Origin of the sequence: Pseudomonas sp. SORGH_AS_0211 (genome assembly GCF_031453455.1) — a bacterium.
Classification (GTDB): domain Bacteria; phylum Pseudomonadota; class Gammaproteobacteria; order Pseudomonadales; family Pseudomonadaceae; genus Chryseomonas; species Chryseomonas aestiva.
In genome coordinates, this window is the sequence record NZ_JAVIZV010000001.1 from 2,259,832 (window position 1) to 2,275,646 (window position 15,815).

Annotated in this window: 17 protein-coding genes; 11 read left to right on the forward strand and 6 right to left on the reverse strand. The window is 66.3% G+C overall.

Translation table 11 applies throughout. The features are described 5' to 3' along the window. Nucleotide 1: 1 nt before the first annotated feature. From QE393_RS10510 to QE393_RS10525, 4 genes are all read left to right on the forward strand, one after another. Nucleotides 2-949, forward strand: a complete 948-nt coding sequence (locus QE393_RS10510; protein ID WP_273806108.1) for an ABC transporter permease — start codon at nt 2-4, stop codon at nt 947-949. Next, the gene (locus QE393_RS10515) at nt 946-1,818 is read left to right on the forward strand and encodes an ABC transporter permease (protein ID WP_310043343.1); all 873 of its coding nucleotides are present in this window, start codon (nt 946-948) and stop codon (nt 1,816-1,818) included. The genes QE393_RS10510 and QE393_RS10515 overlap by 4 nt, the downstream gene beginning before the upstream one ends. Before the next feature lie 11 nt (nt 1,819-1,829). Further along, the gene (locus tag QE393_RS10520) at nt 1,830-3,419 is read left to right on the forward strand and encodes a gamma-glutamyltransferase family protein (RefSeq protein ID WP_273806106.1); all 1,590 of its coding nucleotides are present in this window, start codon (nt 1,830-1,832) and stop codon (nt 3,417-3,419) included. Between the two features lie 417 nt (nt 3,420-3,836). Next, entirely contained in the window at nt 3,837-4,082 is a 246-nt protein-coding gene (locus QE393_RS10525; protein ID WP_273806105.1) for a hypothetical protein, read from the forward strand. A gap of 122 nt (nt 4,083-4,204) precedes the next feature. Here QE393_RS10525 and QE393_RS10530 read toward each other — a convergent pair whose 3' ends face one another. From QE393_RS10530 to QE393_RS10545, 4 genes are all read right to left on the reverse strand, one after another. Further along, nucleotides 4,205-4,426, reverse strand: a complete 222-nt coding sequence (locus tag QE393_RS10530) for a hypothetical protein (RefSeq protein WP_310043345.1) — start codon at nt 4,424-4,426, stop codon at nt 4,205-4,207. 221 nt (nt 4,427-4,647) lie between these two features. Next, nucleotides 4,648-5,331, reverse strand: coding sequence for an LrgB family protein (locus QE393_RS10535; protein WP_273806103.1), 684 nt, complete (start codon nt 5,329-5,331; stop codon nt 4,648-4,650). Beyond that, nucleotides 5,324-5,674 carry a CidA/LrgA family protein gene (locus QE393_RS10540; protein WP_273806102.1) on the reverse strand — a complete coding sequence of 117 codons (351 nt, stop codon included), beginning with the start codon at nt 5,672-5,674 and terminating at the stop codon, nt 5,324-5,326. Before QE393_RS10540 ends, QE393_RS10535 begins: the two co-directional genes overlap by 8 nt. Before the next feature lie 387 nt (nt 5,675-6,061). Next, nucleotides 6,062-6,682: a helix-turn-helix domain-containing protein gene (locus QE393_RS10545; RefSeq protein WP_310043347.1), complete on the reverse strand. Its 621-nt coding sequence runs from the start codon at nt 6,680-6,682 to the stop codon at nt 6,062-6,064. A 142-nt stretch (nt 6,683-6,824) separates the two neighbouring features. Here QE393_RS10545 and QE393_RS10550 point away from each other — a divergent pair, with 142 nt between their 5' ends. The 5 genes from QE393_RS10550 to QE393_RS10570 all read left to right on the forward strand — a co-directional run bounded on the left by QE393_RS10550 (nt 6,825) and on the right by QE393_RS10570 (nt 11,752). Then, entirely contained in the window at nt 6,825-8,087 is a 1,263-nt protein-coding gene (locus tag QE393_RS10550; protein WP_405046243.1) for a serine hydrolase domain-containing protein, read from the forward strand. 127 nt (nt 8,088-8,214) lie between these two features. After that, entirely contained in the window at nt 8,215-9,549 is a 1,335-nt protein-coding gene (locus tag QE393_RS10555) for an alginate export family protein (RefSeq protein ID WP_273806100.1), read from the forward strand. Nucleotides 9,550-9,590: 41 nt separating this feature from the next. Further along, the gene (locus QE393_RS10560) at nt 9,591-10,079 is read left to right on the forward strand and encodes a DUF3237 domain-containing protein (protein ID WP_273806099.1); all 489 of its coding nucleotides are present in this window, start codon (nt 9,591-9,593) and stop codon (nt 10,077-10,079) included. A gap of 77 nt (nt 10,080-10,156) precedes the next feature. Beyond that, nucleotides 10,157-11,329, forward strand: coding sequence for an MFS transporter (locus tag QE393_RS10565; protein ID WP_273806098.1), 1,173 nt, complete (start codon nt 10,157-10,159; stop codon nt 11,327-11,329). A gap of 168 nt (nt 11,330-11,497) precedes the next feature. Continuing rightward, nucleotides 11,498-11,752, forward strand: a complete 255-nt coding sequence (locus QE393_RS10570; protein ID WP_310043352.1) for a DUF2790 domain-containing protein — start codon at nt 11,498-11,500, stop codon at nt 11,750-11,752. Nucleotides 11,753-11,859: 107 nt separating this feature from the next. On the opposite strand, the gene QE393_RS10575 is transcribed toward QE393_RS10570, so the two are convergent. Then, complete coding sequence (locus tag QE393_RS10575) at nt 11,860-12,054, reverse strand: hypothetical protein (protein WP_273806096.1); 195 nt, start codon at nt 12,052-12,054, stop codon at nt 11,860-11,862. Between the two features lie 228 nt (nt 12,055-12,282). On the opposite strand from QE393_RS10575, the gene QE393_RS10580 reads away from it, so the two are divergent. After that, nucleotides 12,283-13,245 (forward strand): endonuclease, encoded by a 963-nt coding sequence (locus QE393_RS10580; protein ID WP_310045625.1) that lies wholly within the window; start codon nt 12,283-12,285, stop codon nt 13,243-13,245. A gap of 57 nt (nt 13,246-13,302) precedes the next feature. On the opposite strand, the gene QE393_RS10585 is transcribed toward QE393_RS10580, so the two are convergent. Continuing rightward, nucleotides 13,303-14,535 (reverse strand): glutamate carboxypeptidase, encoded by a 1,233-nt coding sequence (locus QE393_RS10585; RefSeq protein WP_310043355.1) that lies wholly within the window; start codon nt 14,533-14,535, stop codon nt 13,303-13,305. Between the two features lie 503 nt (nt 14,536-15,038). Here QE393_RS10585 and QE393_RS10590 point away from each other — a divergent pair. Next, nucleotides 15,039-15,815, forward strand: coding sequence for a transporter substrate-binding domain-containing protein (locus QE393_RS10590; protein ID WP_310043357.1), 777 nt, complete (start codon nt 15,039-15,041; stop codon nt 15,813-15,815).

Genomic DNA, 15,815 nt, shown 5'->3' on the forward strand with positions numbered 1-15,815 from the left:
CATGCTGCGCCTCTTCCTGCGTGGCCTGCTGAGTGCCCTGCCGACCCTGCTGCTGGTGTCGCTGTTCGTCTTCACCCTGCAGCAACTGCTGCCGGGCGATCCGGTGCTGGCCATGGCCGGCGAGGAGCGCGATCCCCAGGTGCTGGAATTCCTGCGCGAGAAATACCGGCTGAACGACCCCGTGCCGGTGCAGTACCTGCACTGGATGGGCGGGGTGCTGCAGGGTGACCTGGGCGTCTCGCTGCGCACCGACCAGCCGGTGACGGCGCTGATCGCCGAAAAGCTGCCGGTGACCCTGGAGCTGTCGCTGCTGGCCATCGTCATCGCCCTGCTCATCGGTATCCCCACCGGCATCCTCGCCGCGGTACGCCGTGGCACGGCGGTCGACTACGGCGCCAACCTGGTGGCCCTGTCCGGCATCTCCATCCCGCACTTCTGGCTCGGCATCCTCTTGATCCTGCTGTTCGCGGTGAAGTTGCAGTGGCTGCCCGCCTCCGGCTTCGTGCCCTTCCACGAAGACCCGCTGCGCAACCTGCGCACCCTGGTCCTGCCGGCCTTCGTACTGGGCGCCGGCCTCTCCGGCACCCTGATGCGCCATACCCGGGCGGCCATGCTGGAGGTGCTGCGCGCCGACTACGTGCGCACCGCCCGGGCCAAGGGTTTGCGCGAGCGGGTGGTGATCCTGCGCCATGCGCTGCGCAATGCGCTGATGCCCATCGTCACCCTCACCACCTTGCTGTTCGGCGAACTGCTCGGCGGCGCGGTGCTCACCGAGCAGGTCTTCAGCATCCCCGGCTTCGGCAAGATGATCGTCGACGCCGTGTTCAACCGCGACTACGCGGTGGTCCAGGGGGTGGTGCTCTGCGTGGCGGTGGGCTTCGTGCTGCTCAACCTGGCCGCCGACCTGCTCTACCGCCTGATCAATCCGCGCCTGAGGCAAGCCGTATGAACGCCCTGACCCTGCCCCGCCCGGCCACCCTGCGGCCGGCGCGTTCGCCCTTCTGGCGCAAGTTCAGCGCCAATCGTGGCGCGCTGCTGGGCGCCGCCCTGATCCTGGCCTTCGCCCTGGCCGCCCTGCTGGCACCCTGGCTGGCCCCCTTCGATCCGCTCAAGACCAGCTTCCTGGCGGTGCGCAAGGCGCCCTCGGCGCTGAACTGGCTGGGCACCGACGAACTCGGGCGCGACCTGCTCTCGCGTCTGCTGTGGGGGGCGCGCAGCTCCCTGCTGGCCGGCGTGGTCTCGGTGGCCATCGCCCTGCTGGTGGGCGTCCCCCTGGGCCTGGTGGCCGGCTACTTCGGTGGCTGGCTGGACGCCCTGATCTCGCGACTGGTGGAGGCGCTGCTGTCCTGTCCCTTCCTGGTCCTGGCCATCGCCCTGGGCGCCTTTCTGGGCCCGAGCCTGGGCAATGCCATGATCGCCATCGGCCTGTCCGCCATGCCGGTGTTCGCCCGGCTGACCCGTGGCCAGGTGCTCGCCATCCGCCACGAGGACTACCTCGAAGGGGCCCGCGCCATCGGTCTGCCGGATCGCTGGATTCTCTGGCGCTACGTCCTGCCCAACATCCTCTCGCCGCTGGTGGTCCAGGCCACCCTGACCATCGCCGCCGCCATCCTCGCCGAGGCCAGCCTGTCGTTCCTCGGCCTTGGCCAGCAACCGCCGATGCCCTCCTGGGGCTCCATGCTCAACACCGCCAAGAACTTCATGGAGCAGGCGCCCTGGATGTCCATCGCCCCGGGCGTCTGCATCTACCTCACCGTTCTCGGCTTCAACCTGCTGGGCGACGGCCTGCGCGACGCCCTCGATCCTCGTCACCCATGAGACCCTTCGCCATGCCCGATCTGGACTATCACAACCCCTATTCCTCGGCTCGCTCGCCGGTCATGGGCCGCAACCTGGTGGCCTGCTCGCAGCCACTGGCCGCCCAGGCCGGGGTGGAGATGCTGCGCCGCGGCGGCAACGCGGTGGATGCCGCAGTGGCCGCCGCCATGGTGCTCACCGTGGTGGAACCCACCGGCTGCGGCATCGGCAGTGACGCCTTCGCCATCGTCTGGGACGGCGAGAAGGTGCAGGGCCTCAACGCCTCCGGCCGCGCGCCGCGGGGCTGGACCCCGGAGTTCTTCGCCGGCCAGAGCGCCATGCCGGCCCGCGGCTGGGGCGCGGTCACGGTGCCCGGCGCCGTCTCCGCCTGGGTCGCCCTGGCCAGGCGTTACGGCAAGCTGCCGCTGACCACCCTCGCCGGCCCGGCGATCCACTATGCCCGCGACGGCTTCCTGCTCACCCCGGTGATCGCCGAACTCTGGCGCCGTGGCGCCGAGCAGCTCAAGGACCAACCCGGTTTCGCCGCCTGCTTCCTGGCCAACGGCGTACCCCGCGCCGGCACCCTGGTGCGCCTGCCCGATCATGCGCGGACCCTGGAGGCCATTGCTGAAAGCGAAGGCGCCACCTTCTACCAGGGCGAACTGGCCCAGGCCATGGCCCGCCATGCCCGCGAACACGGGGCGGTGCTGGACGAGGAAGACCTGCGCGCCCACCGGGCCGACTGGATCGATACCCTCTCGGTGCCCTTCGCCGGCGCCGTGGTGCACGAGTTGCCACCCAACGGTCAGGGCATCGCCACCCTCGCCGGCCTGGGTATCCTGGAGGCCGCCGGCATCGGCGCCGATCCCGTGGACAGCCCCGCTACCCTGCACCGGTCCATCGAGGCCATGAAGCTGGGGCTGGCCGATCTCTACCAGCACGTCACCGACTCCGCGCACATGCGCATCCAGGCCGAGCACCTGCTGGACCCGGGCTACCTGCGCGAACGCGCCGGGTTGCTCGGGCCACGTGCCGGCGATCCCGGCTATGGCGCACCGCGCCCCGGTGGCACCGTCTGCCTGTCCGCGGCCGACGACAGCGGCATGATGATTTCCTTCATCCAGTCCAACTACATGGGCTTCGGCTCGGGTGTGGTGGTGCCGGGCACCGGCATCAGCCTGCAGAATCGCGGCGCTGGCTTCACCCTGGCGCCGGATCACGTCAACAGCGTGGCGCCAGGCAAGCGGCCCTTCCACACCATCATCCCCGGCTTCGCCATGAATGCCGACGGTACCCCGCTGATGGCCTTCGGCCTGATGGGCGGCCCGATGCAGGCCCAGGGGCACCTCCAGCTGATGCTGCGCATCCTCAAGTACCGGCAGAATCCCCAGGCCGCCGCCGATGCCCCGCGCTGGCGCCTCGAAGGCGGCCGCCGGGTCGCCGTGGAAAGCAGCCTGGATCCGGCCACCCTGGCGGCGCTGCGGGCCCTGGGCCACGAGGTGACCGTGGAAGAGCCCTCCGGCGTGTTCGCCTTCGGCGGTGCCCAGATCATCCAGCGCGTCGCCGGGGGCTACGTGGGCGGCTCCGATCCGCGCAAGGACGGCCTGGTGGCCGGCTACTGAAGCCGACAGCGACGGCGCCGCTACCGGCGCTGCCGTGCACCCCAGGCCACTAGCCGTGGCCTGTGGTCCTGCCCCTGGGCGACCGCATTCCGGTGAGGCGCAGCTGCGCCATTCGAGGATCCTTCAGGGGTGGGCGCGATCCCTTGGGGCGGGCAGTTTCCGCAGCGACATCCAGCCCTGTCGTGGCGATCCGGGTACACCTTCCACTGCCCTGCCCCTGCCCCTGCCTGGTAGCGGATCAGCGGCGTAGCAGCAGCCCGCCTCCCCAGGCGCTCGACCTCGGCGGCCGATACGCGTGCATGCAGCCACCGCTCGTCGCCCTGCAGCGACATCGCCTTAATGTTTATTGCGATATACAAACAGCAGAGCCATAGTGGCCCGGTGCCACCCCGGTAGAACCAAGTCCGAGACCGCCCTATGCACCCTGATCCCCAGAGCCACGCCCGCGAGGCGCTACTTGGCCTTCATCGCCAGCTACAGGAAAACGCCAAGCGGCTGGGCACGGTGGACTGCGACGATCCAAACGTCCGCGCTGTCCTTCAGGCCGTGCAGGATCTCAACGAGCGGGTCGCCGACATGGTGGCCGAGACGGCCCTGCTGACGCCCCTGGAACTGGGTCCGATCACAGCAAGCGGCGCACAGGACGCCAGTGGTCAGCGCTGATTCACCGGACATAGCTGACTGAATGCACCGGAGCCGTGCCTGACACCAGCGCCACCAGGCGGCGCTGCGGAAATCAGTCGCTGGCGCGCCCCGTCAGACCAGGGCGGCCGGCACGAAAACGCCTATCGATCAGCATCCTTACCCGGCAGGCGCTGGAAGGCACGGGCCCATTCGAGCAGGGAATTTTCCTCGTCGGTACGATCGTCCACGCCACACTCTTCCAGCACGGTCACCACACGCTTCATGAAGTCCCGATCGACGCGGGCCTGCTCCATGATCCGGTCCAGATTCAGCTGACCGAGTTGCTGGAGGGTGGTCTGAAATTCGTTGTCTTCCATGCCCATGACGTCTTCCCTGTAAGCACGGCTGCCGATCGCCGGCTGGCCTAGTGCTATCATCTTTCGCGCGGGCGTTACTCACATAACGGTTATCGCATGAAGTGTCGAGAATGATGACTGAGCGGCAGTTGGCAGCGCTTCGAGGTCTTCGGCTCGGGATTTCGCTCGGCCCACCTATTGGCGGCGAGGTGCTGGCGCACCCGCGCTGCTCGACAGGCCGCTGGCGCTCAACCGAGCACCAGCGGCAGTACCAGAGCGGTAGCGATCCCGAGCAGGATCATGCCCAGCGCCGAGAACGCAGCGGTCTCCTGACTTTCCCGCAAGGCGTGGGCGGTGCCTATGGCATGGCCGTTCATGCCCAGGGTCAGACCCCGGGCCGCGGGATCCTCGATCTTGAAGACCTTGAGCAGTGGCAGCGCCAGCGTGGTGCTGATGACGCCGGTCAGCATCACGATCACCGCGGTCAGCGGCGCCACGCCACCGAAATGATCCGCCAGGGGCAAGGCGATCGGCATGGTCACCGACTTCGGCAGCAGACTCATCAGCAGCGTCTCCGGCAGGCCAAACAGCCAGCCCAGGGCCAGGGTCAGAGAGACACCTACGACGCCGCCCACCGTGAGGGTTATCAGCAGCGGCCGGCAGAGTGCCGTCACGCGCTGGACGTTCTTGTAGAGCGGAACGGCCAGGCCCACCGTGGTGGGTCCGAGCAGCATCGAGAGCAGACCGCTGGCGCTTCGATACCTGTCGTAGGGAATCCCGCCGATCAAGAGCGCGGTCGCGACGATGGCGGTGGTGATCAGCACCGGTTGCAGCATGACCAGGCGCAGGCGCTGTTGCAGCACAAGCGCCAGCTGATAGGCCGCGAGCGTCAGAGACAGGGCCAACAGGGATGCGAGGGCTGGGTCAGACATGGTCTTTGCTTCTACCGATCAGGTACTGCAGCAGCCAGCCACACAGGGGCACGGTGACCAGCAGGGACAGGGCAATGACCAGTACCAGGCGCAACCACACCGAGGCGTCGAGGCCGCTGAAATCGACGATGCCAACCGCCGGCACCACGAGCATCAAGGGAAGGTAACCAAGCAGATGGCCCGCCATCTTCTCCACCCCTTCGGGCACTCTGCGCAACAACATCAGCAGCGCGAAGAGAACGATGATCCCTATTACACTGGCCGGAATGCCCCCTATAAAGCTCGTCATATAGGTGCCAATCAGGTAGCAACCCACCAGTGTCAGGAAACCCGTTACATTCATAGCCACCCCAAATTACCTTGTTATTCTCAACAACCCGCCTGTGAGGCTGCGCGGCCATGCCTGGCCGGCGCGAGCCGGACCGGCCCGTTGGCTGTCGCCCCTTCCGCAAGCGCGGTGATCACTGCCGGTCAGGCTGTCTGACGTTCCCCGGCTACGCGCGGCATCACTATAGGCGCATCTGAAAATGGCTGGGCAAGTCCATGCCGAGATCAGCGAAAGATACCCATCCTGTTCGGCGCACTGTTGGGTTGGCGCCGCGATCCGCTTCGCCTTCCCCCTGACCTCGCAATCGGCTCGCCGGATATCCCGCCACGCTCCCTGAGCGAGACCTGTCGAGACGCCAGCCGGCCCGGGAAGACAACGAAGGCTGATGAAGCCGTTAGCGCCTCACGCCGGTACCGCGCGCATGCCCTCGAAGATCAGGCGCGTGGTGTTGCGCACGGTGGCCGCGTGGCCTTCGCGATCCATCTCGTCACTGGCCGTCAGGCGCAGCAATTGCAGATGCGAGTAGTCGTTGAGCAGGAAGGCCGCCAGCTCCACGTCCAGATCGGCGCGCAATTTACCTGCGGTCTGCAGCTCGCGCAGCACCTTGGCGATCTCGCCCTGCAGGCCGCGGTTCATCTGCCGATAGGCCCGGGGCAGCCCGCTGTCGCCCCCCACCAGCACCAGCGGCAGCAATTCGCGCCAGAGGGCAGCAGGCAGGACGTCCAGGGCGTAGCTGACGAGCAGGTGTTCGAGGTGGCAGAGCGCATCGACGGGATCCGCGACGTCGCGAAGGTGCCGGCGCACGTCGATCAGGGCCCGGCGATCGGACTCCTTGATCATCTCCAGGATGATCTCGTGCTTGCTGCCGAAATACTTGAATACCGTGGGCGCCGAGACACCGGCCTCGCGGGCGATCTGCTCGACGGTGGTCTCGCGAAAGCCCTGACGCTGGAACAGCTTGACCGCCGCGGCCGAGATGGCGGTGCGGCGTAATTCCTTCTGACGTTCGCGTAGGCCGCTCACCGTCGCTCCTGATTCCGGGGATGCCAGAGAGGATAGCTGGCCAGGCTTCGGTAGAGAAAATATTTTATTGACTAAAGAAATTAACAGGGTTAATTATTTTCCCGTACCTGCTCTACGCAGGGCCACTGCCAGGATGAGTCTGATGAACCAGAGCCTCGACCGCTCCCTGGTTTCCCGCAATCGGGGAGTCAGCGAGATGTACGACCAACAAGAACAAGAGCCCGTACTGATGCAGGGTTTTCCGGCCGAGCCGGACCAGCGTGTGACCTGGGCCAACTGGATGTCACCACCGTTCAATCGCTGGGGCTTTCGCAATCTGGCGCGCCTGCGCCCTACCATCGAGGTGGCTGCCGGACCGCGACCGGACACGGTGCTGGCCCATGCGCCCGTGGCCCTGGAAGCGCTGAGATTCGAGAGCAGCTGCGGCCGCAGCGTCAGCGCCCTCGACCATCTGCGCGCCAGCAAGACCGACGGCTTCCTGGTGCTGCACCAAGGCCGCGTAGTGTACGAGCGCTACTTCAACGGCCAGGTCGCCACCGACCGCCACATCATGTTCTCGGTGACCAAGTCGCTGATCGGCGTACTCGGCGAGCAACTCATCCACGACGGCCTGCTCGATGCCCAGGCGCTGACCAGGCATTACGTGCCGGAACTGGCCGGCAGTGCCTTCGGCGACGCCAGCGTCCGCCAGTTGCTCGACATGGCCGTGGGCGTCCATTACACCGAGCTCTACGACGATCCCACCTCGGCAAGCTCCCAGTACGGCTACGCCTGTGGCTTCAAGCCGGCCCTGCCCGACTACGCCCAGTACGAGTCGCTGTATCAGTACCTGCCGTCACTGCGCAAAAGGTGCGAGCACGGCGGCCTCTTCCATTACGTGACCGCCACCACCGAGGTCCTGGCCTGGGTGATGGAGCGCGCCAGCGGCCTGGGCTGCGCCGAGCAGCTGCAGCGGATCTGGCAGCAACTCGGCTGCGAGCGCGACGCCTACTTCATGGCCGATCCCTGGGGTCGTAGCGTCGCCGGTGCCGGCTTCAACGCCACCCTGCGCGACATGGGCCACTTCGGCCTGATGCTGGCCAACGGCGGTCTGGTCGACGGCCAGCGGGTCATCGACCAGGCGGTCGTCGAGGCCATCGCGGCAGGTGGAGATCCGGCCCTCTATGGCGTGCACCAGGACTTCGCCGACTGGACCCCGGGTGCCTCCTACCGCAGCCAGTGGTACGTCTTCAACGACCACAGTCCGGCCATCATGGCCAGCGGTATCCACGGCCAGTACCTGTTCGTCGATTTCAGCGCCGACGTGGTGATCGTCAAGCAGTCGTCACTGCCCGAGGCGGTCACCGAACTGGACATCGATACCGTACGGCTGCTGCGCGCCATCGCTGCCCAGTTGCGCGGTTGATCCATCCCTAACGAGATCGACGAGCGCCGGCTGGCCAGCGCTCCCTCCTGCTGCGCCAGGTATTCGGTGGTCGCCTTGGCCACCCTTCACTGCCCTGTAATACAAGAAAAATAGTCAGGAGCTCTACATGTACACCACCAAGCGCCTCTCCGGCGTGCTGCTGGCGCTCGGCTTGCCGCTGGCCAGCCAGCCGGCCCTGGCGGGCTATCCATTCGAAAACGGAAATCTCAAAGGCGCGGTCAACCTGACGGTGGGCGCCGGTTCCATCACCACCCGGGGCGTCAACTTCGGCGCCGGTCGCGTGGATGCCCGCAGCGGCAGGAACGACGGCAGCCGCATTGCCTGGCAGGAGTTCTACGTCAAACCCGGCGTCACCCTCGACTATTCGCTCAGCGACAGCCTCCACCTGCTCGCCGGCGGCTCGGTGGTCGGCGCCACCACCCTTGGCGACGGGGATGCCGGTGGTTTCACCCGTAGCTCCGACGGCCGCTTCGCCCCGGAAGAAGGCTACGCCGGGGTACAGGCGGGTGACTGGAAACTCACCGCCGGCCGCCAGAACTTCATGGTCGGCACCGGCTTCATCGTCATGGACGGCAACCTCGATCTGTTCGGCGATGGCGCCTACTGGCTCGGCCCGCGCACCGCCTTCCGCGACTCGGCGATCCTGGCATGGGGGCATGGCCCGGCCCAGGCACAGGCCTTCACCCTGCGCACCGACGATCACTATGGCGATTTCCGCCTGAGCGGCGCCAACCTGGATTACGACCTCGACGGCCAGGTGACCCTCGGCGCCCTGGCCATGACGGTCGATAGCCTGGCCAGCAACAACAGCACCGCGGCACGCCGCGACGGCATGCGGGTGTACAACCTGCGGGCCCTGCGCGGTCACCTGCCGGGCCTGCCGAATCTCACCTTGAATGGCGAATACGCGGTGCAACGTGGTGGTGACGGCGCCATCGGCTACGACGCCAGGGCCTGGTACGCCCAGGCCGACTACCAGTTCCAGGACCTGCCCTTCACGCCCACCCTCGGCTATCGCTACGTCGTCTTCTCCGGCGACGACAACCCGACCGACAACCGCCAGAAGGCCTGGGACCCGCTGAGCAAGGGCTTCACCGACTGGAGTACCTGGCTGATCGGCGACGTGGTGGGCAACTACCTGCTGTTCAACAGCAACGAGCGCGTCCAGCAGTTCTCGTTGAAGAACCGGCTTAGCGACACCCTCACCCTGGGCGTCATCCACTACCAGTTCTGGCTCGACCAGGCCAACTTCCGCGGCGCCGCGGTCAGCGATCGGCGCTTCGCCGACGAGACCGCGGTGTACCTCGACTGGACGCCCAACCGGCAGTTCTACGGCTCGCTTTCGTACAACTGGGTGCAGGCCAGGTCGGCCGCCCGCCAGGCGATCGGCGACAACGATCGCTTCAGCGCCCTCGAGCTGTACTTCACCTATCGCTACTGACCACCAGCCACCACAGCCCCCGTGGGGCACAGGAGAGCGTAATGAATACCAAGACACCAACCGGGATCGCCGTGCCGACGCTGGAATGGGTGCTCAGCCTGCATGTCCTCATCGATCCGGCCGATGGCCTGGGCGCCTGCACGGATGGCCAGCGCAGCAACTATCGAATCACCGGCGGGCATTTCGAGGGCCTGAACGTGCGCGGCGAAGTGATCGCCGGCGGCGCGGATTTCTATCTGCTGCGCAGCGACGGCGTGGGCGAGCTGGACGCGCGCTACAGCCTGCGCAGCGACCAGGGCGAGTGGATCAACATCCACAACACCGGCCTCATCACCCTCAGCGACAGGGGACAGGCGCAGGTCGCCCAGGGCCTCTGGCCGATCGCCGAGGAGAACTATCACTGCAGTTGCACACCGCGCTTCCAGGTGGCGAGCGGCAGACTCGCCTGGCTGGTCCGCAGCGTGATGATCGGCAAGGTGGGCTATCCCGCCGCCGACCAGGTGGCCATCCACTGCTATCGCCTCACCTGACCGGCTACCTCTCTCACAGCCAGGCTTTCTACTGAAGCGGCAGGCCACGCCGTGGCCGATCCGGCAGGTAAACGACCATGACCATCGCCAAGCAAACCCTGGTGCGCGCCGCGTGCATCGCTATCGCCGCCGCCTCCATTCTCGTCATCGGCGTGCAGCCGATCTTCATCGGACTGCTGACCGAACGCCTCGACCTGACCCTGGCGCAGCAGAGCTGGACCCTGTCCGTCGAGATGTGCGGCTCCATCGTCGGGACGCTGCTGTACCTGCCGATGATCCGCTGCCTCGGACCGCGCACCCTGGCCCTGAGCACGGCCCTGCTACTGCTGTTCGCCAACGTCGCGACCGCCAGCGTCACCGTCCTCGATCCGCTACTGGCCTTGCGCGGCCTCTCGGGGCTCTGCTCGGGCGTGCTCTACTCCTACGCCATCTACTGGCTGGGCAGCATGCCGGGCCAGGACAGGTCCTTCGGCATCCTGCTGTTCGTGCAGACCGCCCTGTTCGCCAGCAGCGCGGTGCTCATGCCGATGATCGCCGAGTGGCAGGGTTTCGCGGGGGCGATCTACTACCTGGCCGCCTGGTTCGCCCTGGTGTGCCTGCTGAGCCTCTGCCTGCCGGCCAGGCAGAGCCCGGCAGAGCGACAGGTCTTCCCCACGCCGCTGCGGTCCGGTCTGACGGTGATCGGCGTCTGTTCCCTGCTCGGCATGCTGTTCCTGCAGCTGTCGATCTACTCGCTGTGGGGCTTCGTCGAGGGCATCGCCCGCGATGCCGGGGTGGCACCGGTGGATATCGGCTGGGCGATCAGCATCGGGCTGCTCGGCGGCCTGCCCGGTGCGGCCCTGCCCAGCGTGGCCGGGCGACACCTGGGCCGCGTGCCGATGATCCTCACCGGCTCCCTGGCCGTGCTCGGCGCCATCTATCTGCTGGCCACGCGCATCCACACGGCGGCGGATCTCATGCTCGCGGTGTTCCTGATGAACTTCGGCTGGAACCTGGCGCTGTCCTACTACATGTCGTCGGTCGTGACCCACGACCCAAGCGGTCGCCTGACCAAGCTGGTCGGCGTGGTGCAGGTCGCCTCGGCCGCCGCGGCGCCGACCCTGCTGAGTCTGCTCATCGAAGGCAACGACCGGCGCAGTCTCTTCGTGCTGTCGGCGGGCGCCATTCTGATCGGCTGCGTCCTGGTGCTCGTCATGCTGTCCTGCGGGCGGCGCCAGGTGCCGGGCAAGGCGCTGGACTGCTCGGTCTGAGCGTTGGCCGCCTGCCAGGGGGCCGCGCGAGTATCACGGCGCTTCCGCGCGGCCAGGCGACACCCTCCATGACCGATTTGTCATCACCCGGTCAGCCTGGCGTCCCCCCTGTCCTCCTAGAGTGGCCCGGTCAGCAACCAGCTACCCACCCCTTCAAGAGGACTCTCCATGAAAGCGCTTCTGCTCGGTATCTTCGGTCTGCTCGCCACCGGCTCCGCCCTGGCTGCTGCCGACCATCCCGCCCTGATCCATGACAAGCCCGGCTTCTTCGTCCCGCTCGACGTCGACAGGGTCGTCAGCCAGACTGACCTGAGCGTCCAGTGCGGGATCGTGCCGGCCCACCTCGACTATCTGGATCACGCCGGCAGGGAACATGAGCTGGGCTATCTGGTGTCTGGCAACGGCTGCTACGACCAGAACTGAGCCGTTGTTCGACCTGGTACCGAAGCGCGGCGGCCACCGTCGCGCCAGCCAAGGGGCGCCTGCACAGGCCCCGCCAGCGCTGGAATCCGGGAACCTCATGCCGGGCGCTAGAAGAATCGATAAGCCTTGGCCAGCGCCCGCTCCAGTACGGCGATGCAGGCGTGGTCGTCCGCATGGGACAGGAACTGGCGCTGAGCATCGGCCTGGGCCTGGGCCAGACGCGTCTTGCGCTCGGCCAGCTCATCTTCCAGCACCGAGGTGCTCATGCCGCCCAGATCACAGCAGGGGTTGGGGCCATTCATAGAAAACTCCGGACAGATTGCAGACTGCGTCATCAGACAAGTTTTTGAGATTTGGTTCACAAATCGTAGCAAATCTCATTGTTGCAGAATGCAAGCTCCGCTCCCGTTTTCTCCAGGCCCTCGCGCTAGAGCGCTCCGCTGAGGCCTGCGCACCTCGCACCCGCTATCGGCGATGCAAAAGCTATACAATTCGGCGCCCTAATCGAGCTGTGAAGATACATGCGCCTTTTGCTTTCGCTTCTCCTGGCCACACTGGTGGCCTCCTCCGCGCTCGCCGCGGCGCCCGATACCTTTGTCGAGGCCAAGGTAATCGCCAGACAAAAAGTCTATTTCGATCAGAACACCAGCGCCCAGGGCGACCTCTATTGCGGCTGCAAGTGGGAATGGGTCGGCAAGTCCGGAGGACGGGTCGATGCCGCCTCCTGCGGATTCCAGGCGCGCAAGCAGGAAACCCGCGGCGAACGCACCGAGTGGGAGCACATCGTGCCGGCCTGGACCTTCGGTCATCAGCTCCAGTGCTGGCAGAACGGCGGACGGGAACACTGCGTGGCGGACGACCCGGTGTTCCGGGCCATGGAGGCCGACCTCTTCAACCTCTACCCCGCCGTGGGCGAGGTGAATGGTGACCGGGCCAATTTCAACTACGGCATGGCCCAGGGCGTTCAGCCGCAATACGGCCGGTGCACGACGAAGATCGACTTCCAGGAACGCGCCGCCGAACCGCGCGACGAGGTCAAGGGCCTGGTCGCCCGGGTCACCTTCTACATGTTCGATCGCTACGGCCTGAACATGTCGCGCCAGCAGCAGCAACTGCTCATGGCCTGGGACAAGCAGCAGCCGGTCACCGCCTGGGAGCGCGAACGGGATGGTCGCATCGCCGCGGTGATGGGCCATGGCAACCCCTTCGTGTCCGGCGAGCGGCACTGGACCCTGGGCTACCAGCCGGTGGGTGACGGCATCGTCAGCCCCCTGCCAGCAGCCAAGCCAGCGCCGTCAGCGCCGGCCAGGCGCGATAGCCCCGCCGCGGCGAGCCAGGGCGCGATCATCGGCAACCGCAACAGCCACGTCTATCACCTGCCGCAAGGCTGCCCGAGCTACGCCCAGGTGTCGCCGAAGAACCAGGTCACGTTCGCCTCCGAAGCCGAGGCGAAGGCGGCAGGCTTCACCAAGGCGGGCAACTGCGCGCCCTGATCGCCAGCCCTGGGCGCTGCCCTGCAGCCGCCCAGGGGTCCTGAGCCGCTTCGGCAGTTACTGCCCCTTGGACAGCTCCACCAGCATCCGCGTGAGCAGATAGATGCGCGGTGTGACGCTGTCCAGTTCCACGTATTCCTCGGGGGTATGCAGCTTGCCGCCGACAATCCCGAAGCCGTCCAGGGTCGGTACGCCGGCACCCGCCGCGATGCTGGCATCCGCGGCGCCGCCACTGCCTTCGACGGTCAACGTGCGGCCCAGCTCGCCATAGATGCCCTGGGCTATGGCCAGTAGCCGATCGCTCGCCGCGGTCTGCGGCATCGGTGGCAGGCCGCGCTCCAGCCGCGTGGTCACCTCGGTATTGGGGATCTGCTTGTTGGCGGAGATCCGCGCCAGGTCCTTTTCCACCCGGTCGAATTCTTCAGGCAGCGCGGCGCGAACGTCGGCCTTGGCGACGGCATGATCGGGGATCACGTTGATGCGCTCGCCCGCCTCGATCACGGTGAAATTGACCGAGGTCTTCTTCTCCGCGTCGCCCAGGTTGCCCAGCTGCAGCACCTGGTGCGCGACCTCGGTGGCGGCGTTGCGCCCCAGCTCCGGAGACACGCCGGCGTGGGACGACTTGCCCTTGACCTCCACCACGGCGGTGGCGCTGCCCTTGCGCCACACCACCAGGCCATCGGCCGGCCGGCCCGGCTCCAGATTCAGCGTCACGTCATGCTGCTTGGCAGTGGTGGCGATCAGCTCGGTGGCGGCCTGGGAGCCGGTTTCCTCGCTGGCGTCCAGCAGCAGGGTGATCTGCCCGTAGTCCTTGAAGTCGAGCTTCTTGAGAATCTCCAGCGCCGCCAGGGCGACCACGATGCCGCCCTTGTCGTCGGACACGCCCGGACCATAGGCGCGTTTTTCGTCGGTGCGATACGGCCGGGCCTTGGCCGTGCCCTCCTTGAACACCGTGTCCATGTGGGCCAGCAAGAGAATCCTGGCCTTGCCGCTGCCCTTGAGCGTGGCGACCAGGTGCTGGCTCTTGTCCGGCGCGGTGTTGGGCACCTCTTGCACCGTGGCGCCGAGTTTCTTCAATTCCGCGCTGACGAGCTTGCCCACTTCGGTCAGGCCGGGCGCGTAACCGGAGCCCGAGTCGATGTTCACCAGTTGCTCCAGCAAGGTGAGCGTCGGCGCCTTGGCCTGCTCCGCGGCGGTCTGGATGCGCGCATCGAGCGCGGCGCTGGCGGGCAGGGCGATGCAGCAGCTGAGAACGGCGGCGAGGGTGGTGCGGAAGAAGGGAACGGACATCGGACTTTCCTTGTTGGCCTTGTTGGATTAGTCAGACAACTGTAGTCGCAACAAGGACATAGGGGAAACCCGCGCATTTTCCGACCGTCCCCGCACGTCCTGGCCGTTGTCGCCAGAAGACCTGACCTCTCCCGGGCTTCGCCGGCTAGCGGGTGGCCCTTGCGCCAAAGGGGTGCGCCGCCTGTCCGCGGCCGCAGAGCCGATCCGCCGGACGGCAGACCCAGGGCTCCTGCAAGGCTCCGCGCCGGAGGCCGCGTGCCTCATTTTCAGGCACGCCCAGCCGCTCGACCCCGAGGCGTCTGGCGCTGGCCTTTCGCCGGCATCTCCGCTGCTAAGTCGCGTCTGCAACCCTGCCGAAGAGGCTTCCACCGCGACTCTTCGCACGATTTTGGAGCAAAAAATCCAATAAAATTTATTGTTGAATAAATTAATTCACAGCCTTACTCTCGATCCGACGTCGTAAGGAAAAAGCCACTGACAGCACCGGAAAATAGGGAGTGAAGATGAAAGCGAAGATAGCGTTGGGCGTGCTCATGACCGCCGCAGTAGCCCTGCCCGCCTGGTCGGCCGACTGGACGGTGGGAGCTAACGTCGGCAACGTGCCCTGGGAGTTTCAGGACGCCAAGGGGGACTTCGTCGGCTTCGAAGTCGATGTGGTGAAGGAAGTGGCGAAACGGGCGGGCAAGAGCGTGGATTTCGTCAACATTCCCTTCAACGGGCTGTTCAGCGCGGTGCAGTCGAAACGCGTCGACATCGCGATTTCGTCCATCACCATCACCCCCAAGCGCCTGGAATCGGTCGCCTTCGCCCAACCCTACTTCGACAGCGACCAGTCGCTGACCGCCCTGACCACCTCCAAGGTGAAGAGCCTGGTGGACATGAAGGGCAAGGTCGTCGGTGTCGATACCGGCTCCACCGGCGACATGTGGATCGGGCAACACCAGAACGAGTACAAGTTCGCCGACGTCTCGCGCTACGAGGGGTTGTCACCGGCCATGCTGGACCTGGGCTCCGGGCGCATCGATGGCTACCTGAGCGATATCCCCGCCGTCCTCTACTACATCAAGGACAAGCCGCAATTCACCATCGTCGCCCGCATTCCCACGGGTGAACGCTATTCGCTGATGCACGCCAAAGGCTGGCCCATGAGCGACCAGGTCAACGACATCATCAGCAAGATGAAGGAAGACGGCACCCTGGGCGCCATCCACAAACAGTGGTTCGGTACCGAGGCCGACAAGGAGTCGAGCACCCTGAAGGTCTCCGCCGCGCCCAAGTAA

What these genes read in the sequence shown, in the direction of transcription:
- QE393_RS10590 (WP_310043357.1), top strand. Translation starts at nt 15,039, where the DNA reads ATGAAAGCGAAGATAGCGTTGGGCGTGCTCATGACCGCCGCAGTAGCC.
- QE393_RS10540 (WP_273806102.1), bottom strand. Translation starts at nt 5,674, where the DNA reads ATGAATGTAACGGGTTTCCTGACACTGGTGGGTTGCTACCTGATTGGC.
- QE393_RS10575 (WP_273806096.1), bottom strand. Translation starts at nt 12,054, where the DNA reads ATGAATGGCCCCAACCCCTGCTGTGATCTGGGCGGCATGAGCACCTCG.
- QE393_RS10555 (WP_273806100.1), top strand. Translation starts at nt 8,215, where the DNA reads ATGTACACCACCAAGCGCCTCTCCGGCGTGCTGCTGGCGCTCGGCTTG.
- QE393_RS10525 (WP_273806105.1), top strand. Translation starts at nt 3,837, where the DNA reads ATGCACCCTGATCCCCAGAGCCACGCCCGCGAGGCGCTACTTGGCCTT.
- QE393_RS10515 (WP_310043343.1), top strand. Translation starts at nt 946, where the DNA reads ATGAACGCCCTGACCCTGCCCCGCCCGGCCACCCTGCGGCCGGCGCGT.
- QE393_RS10530 (WP_310043345.1), bottom strand. Translation starts at nt 4,426, where the DNA reads ATGGGCATGGAAGACAACGAATTTCAGACCACCCTCCAGCAACTCGGT.
- QE393_RS10585 (WP_310043355.1), bottom strand. Translation starts at nt 14,535, where the DNA reads ATGTCCGTTCCCTTCTTCCGCACCACCCTCGCCGCCGTTCTCAGCTGC.
- QE393_RS10535 (WP_273806103.1), bottom strand. Translation starts at nt 5,331, where the DNA reads ATGTCTGACCCAGCCCTCGCATCCCTGTTGGCCCTGTCTCTGACGCTC.
- QE393_RS10560 (WP_273806099.1), top strand. Translation starts at nt 9,591, where the DNA reads ATGAATACCAAGACACCAACCGGGATCGCCGTGCCGACGCTGGAATGG.
- QE393_RS10510 (WP_273806108.1), top strand. Translation starts at nt 2, where the DNA reads ATGCTGCGCCTCTTCCTGCGTGGCCTGCTGAGTGCCCTGCCGACCCTG.
- QE393_RS10565 (WP_273806098.1), top strand. Translation starts at nt 10,157, where the DNA reads ATGACCATCGCCAAGCAAACCCTGGTGCGCGCCGCGTGCATCGCTATC.
- QE393_RS10550 (WP_405046243.1), top strand. Translation starts at nt 6,825, where the DNA reads ATGAACCAGAGCCTCGACCGCTCCCTGGTTTCCCGCAATCGGGGAGTC.
- QE393_RS10520 (WP_273806106.1), top strand. Translation starts at nt 1,830, where the DNA reads ATGCCCGATCTGGACTATCACAACCCCTATTCCTCGGCTCGCTCGCCG.
- QE393_RS10570 (WP_310043352.1), top strand. Translation starts at nt 11,498, where the DNA reads ATGAAAGCGCTTCTGCTCGGTATCTTCGGTCTGCTCGCCACCGGCTCC.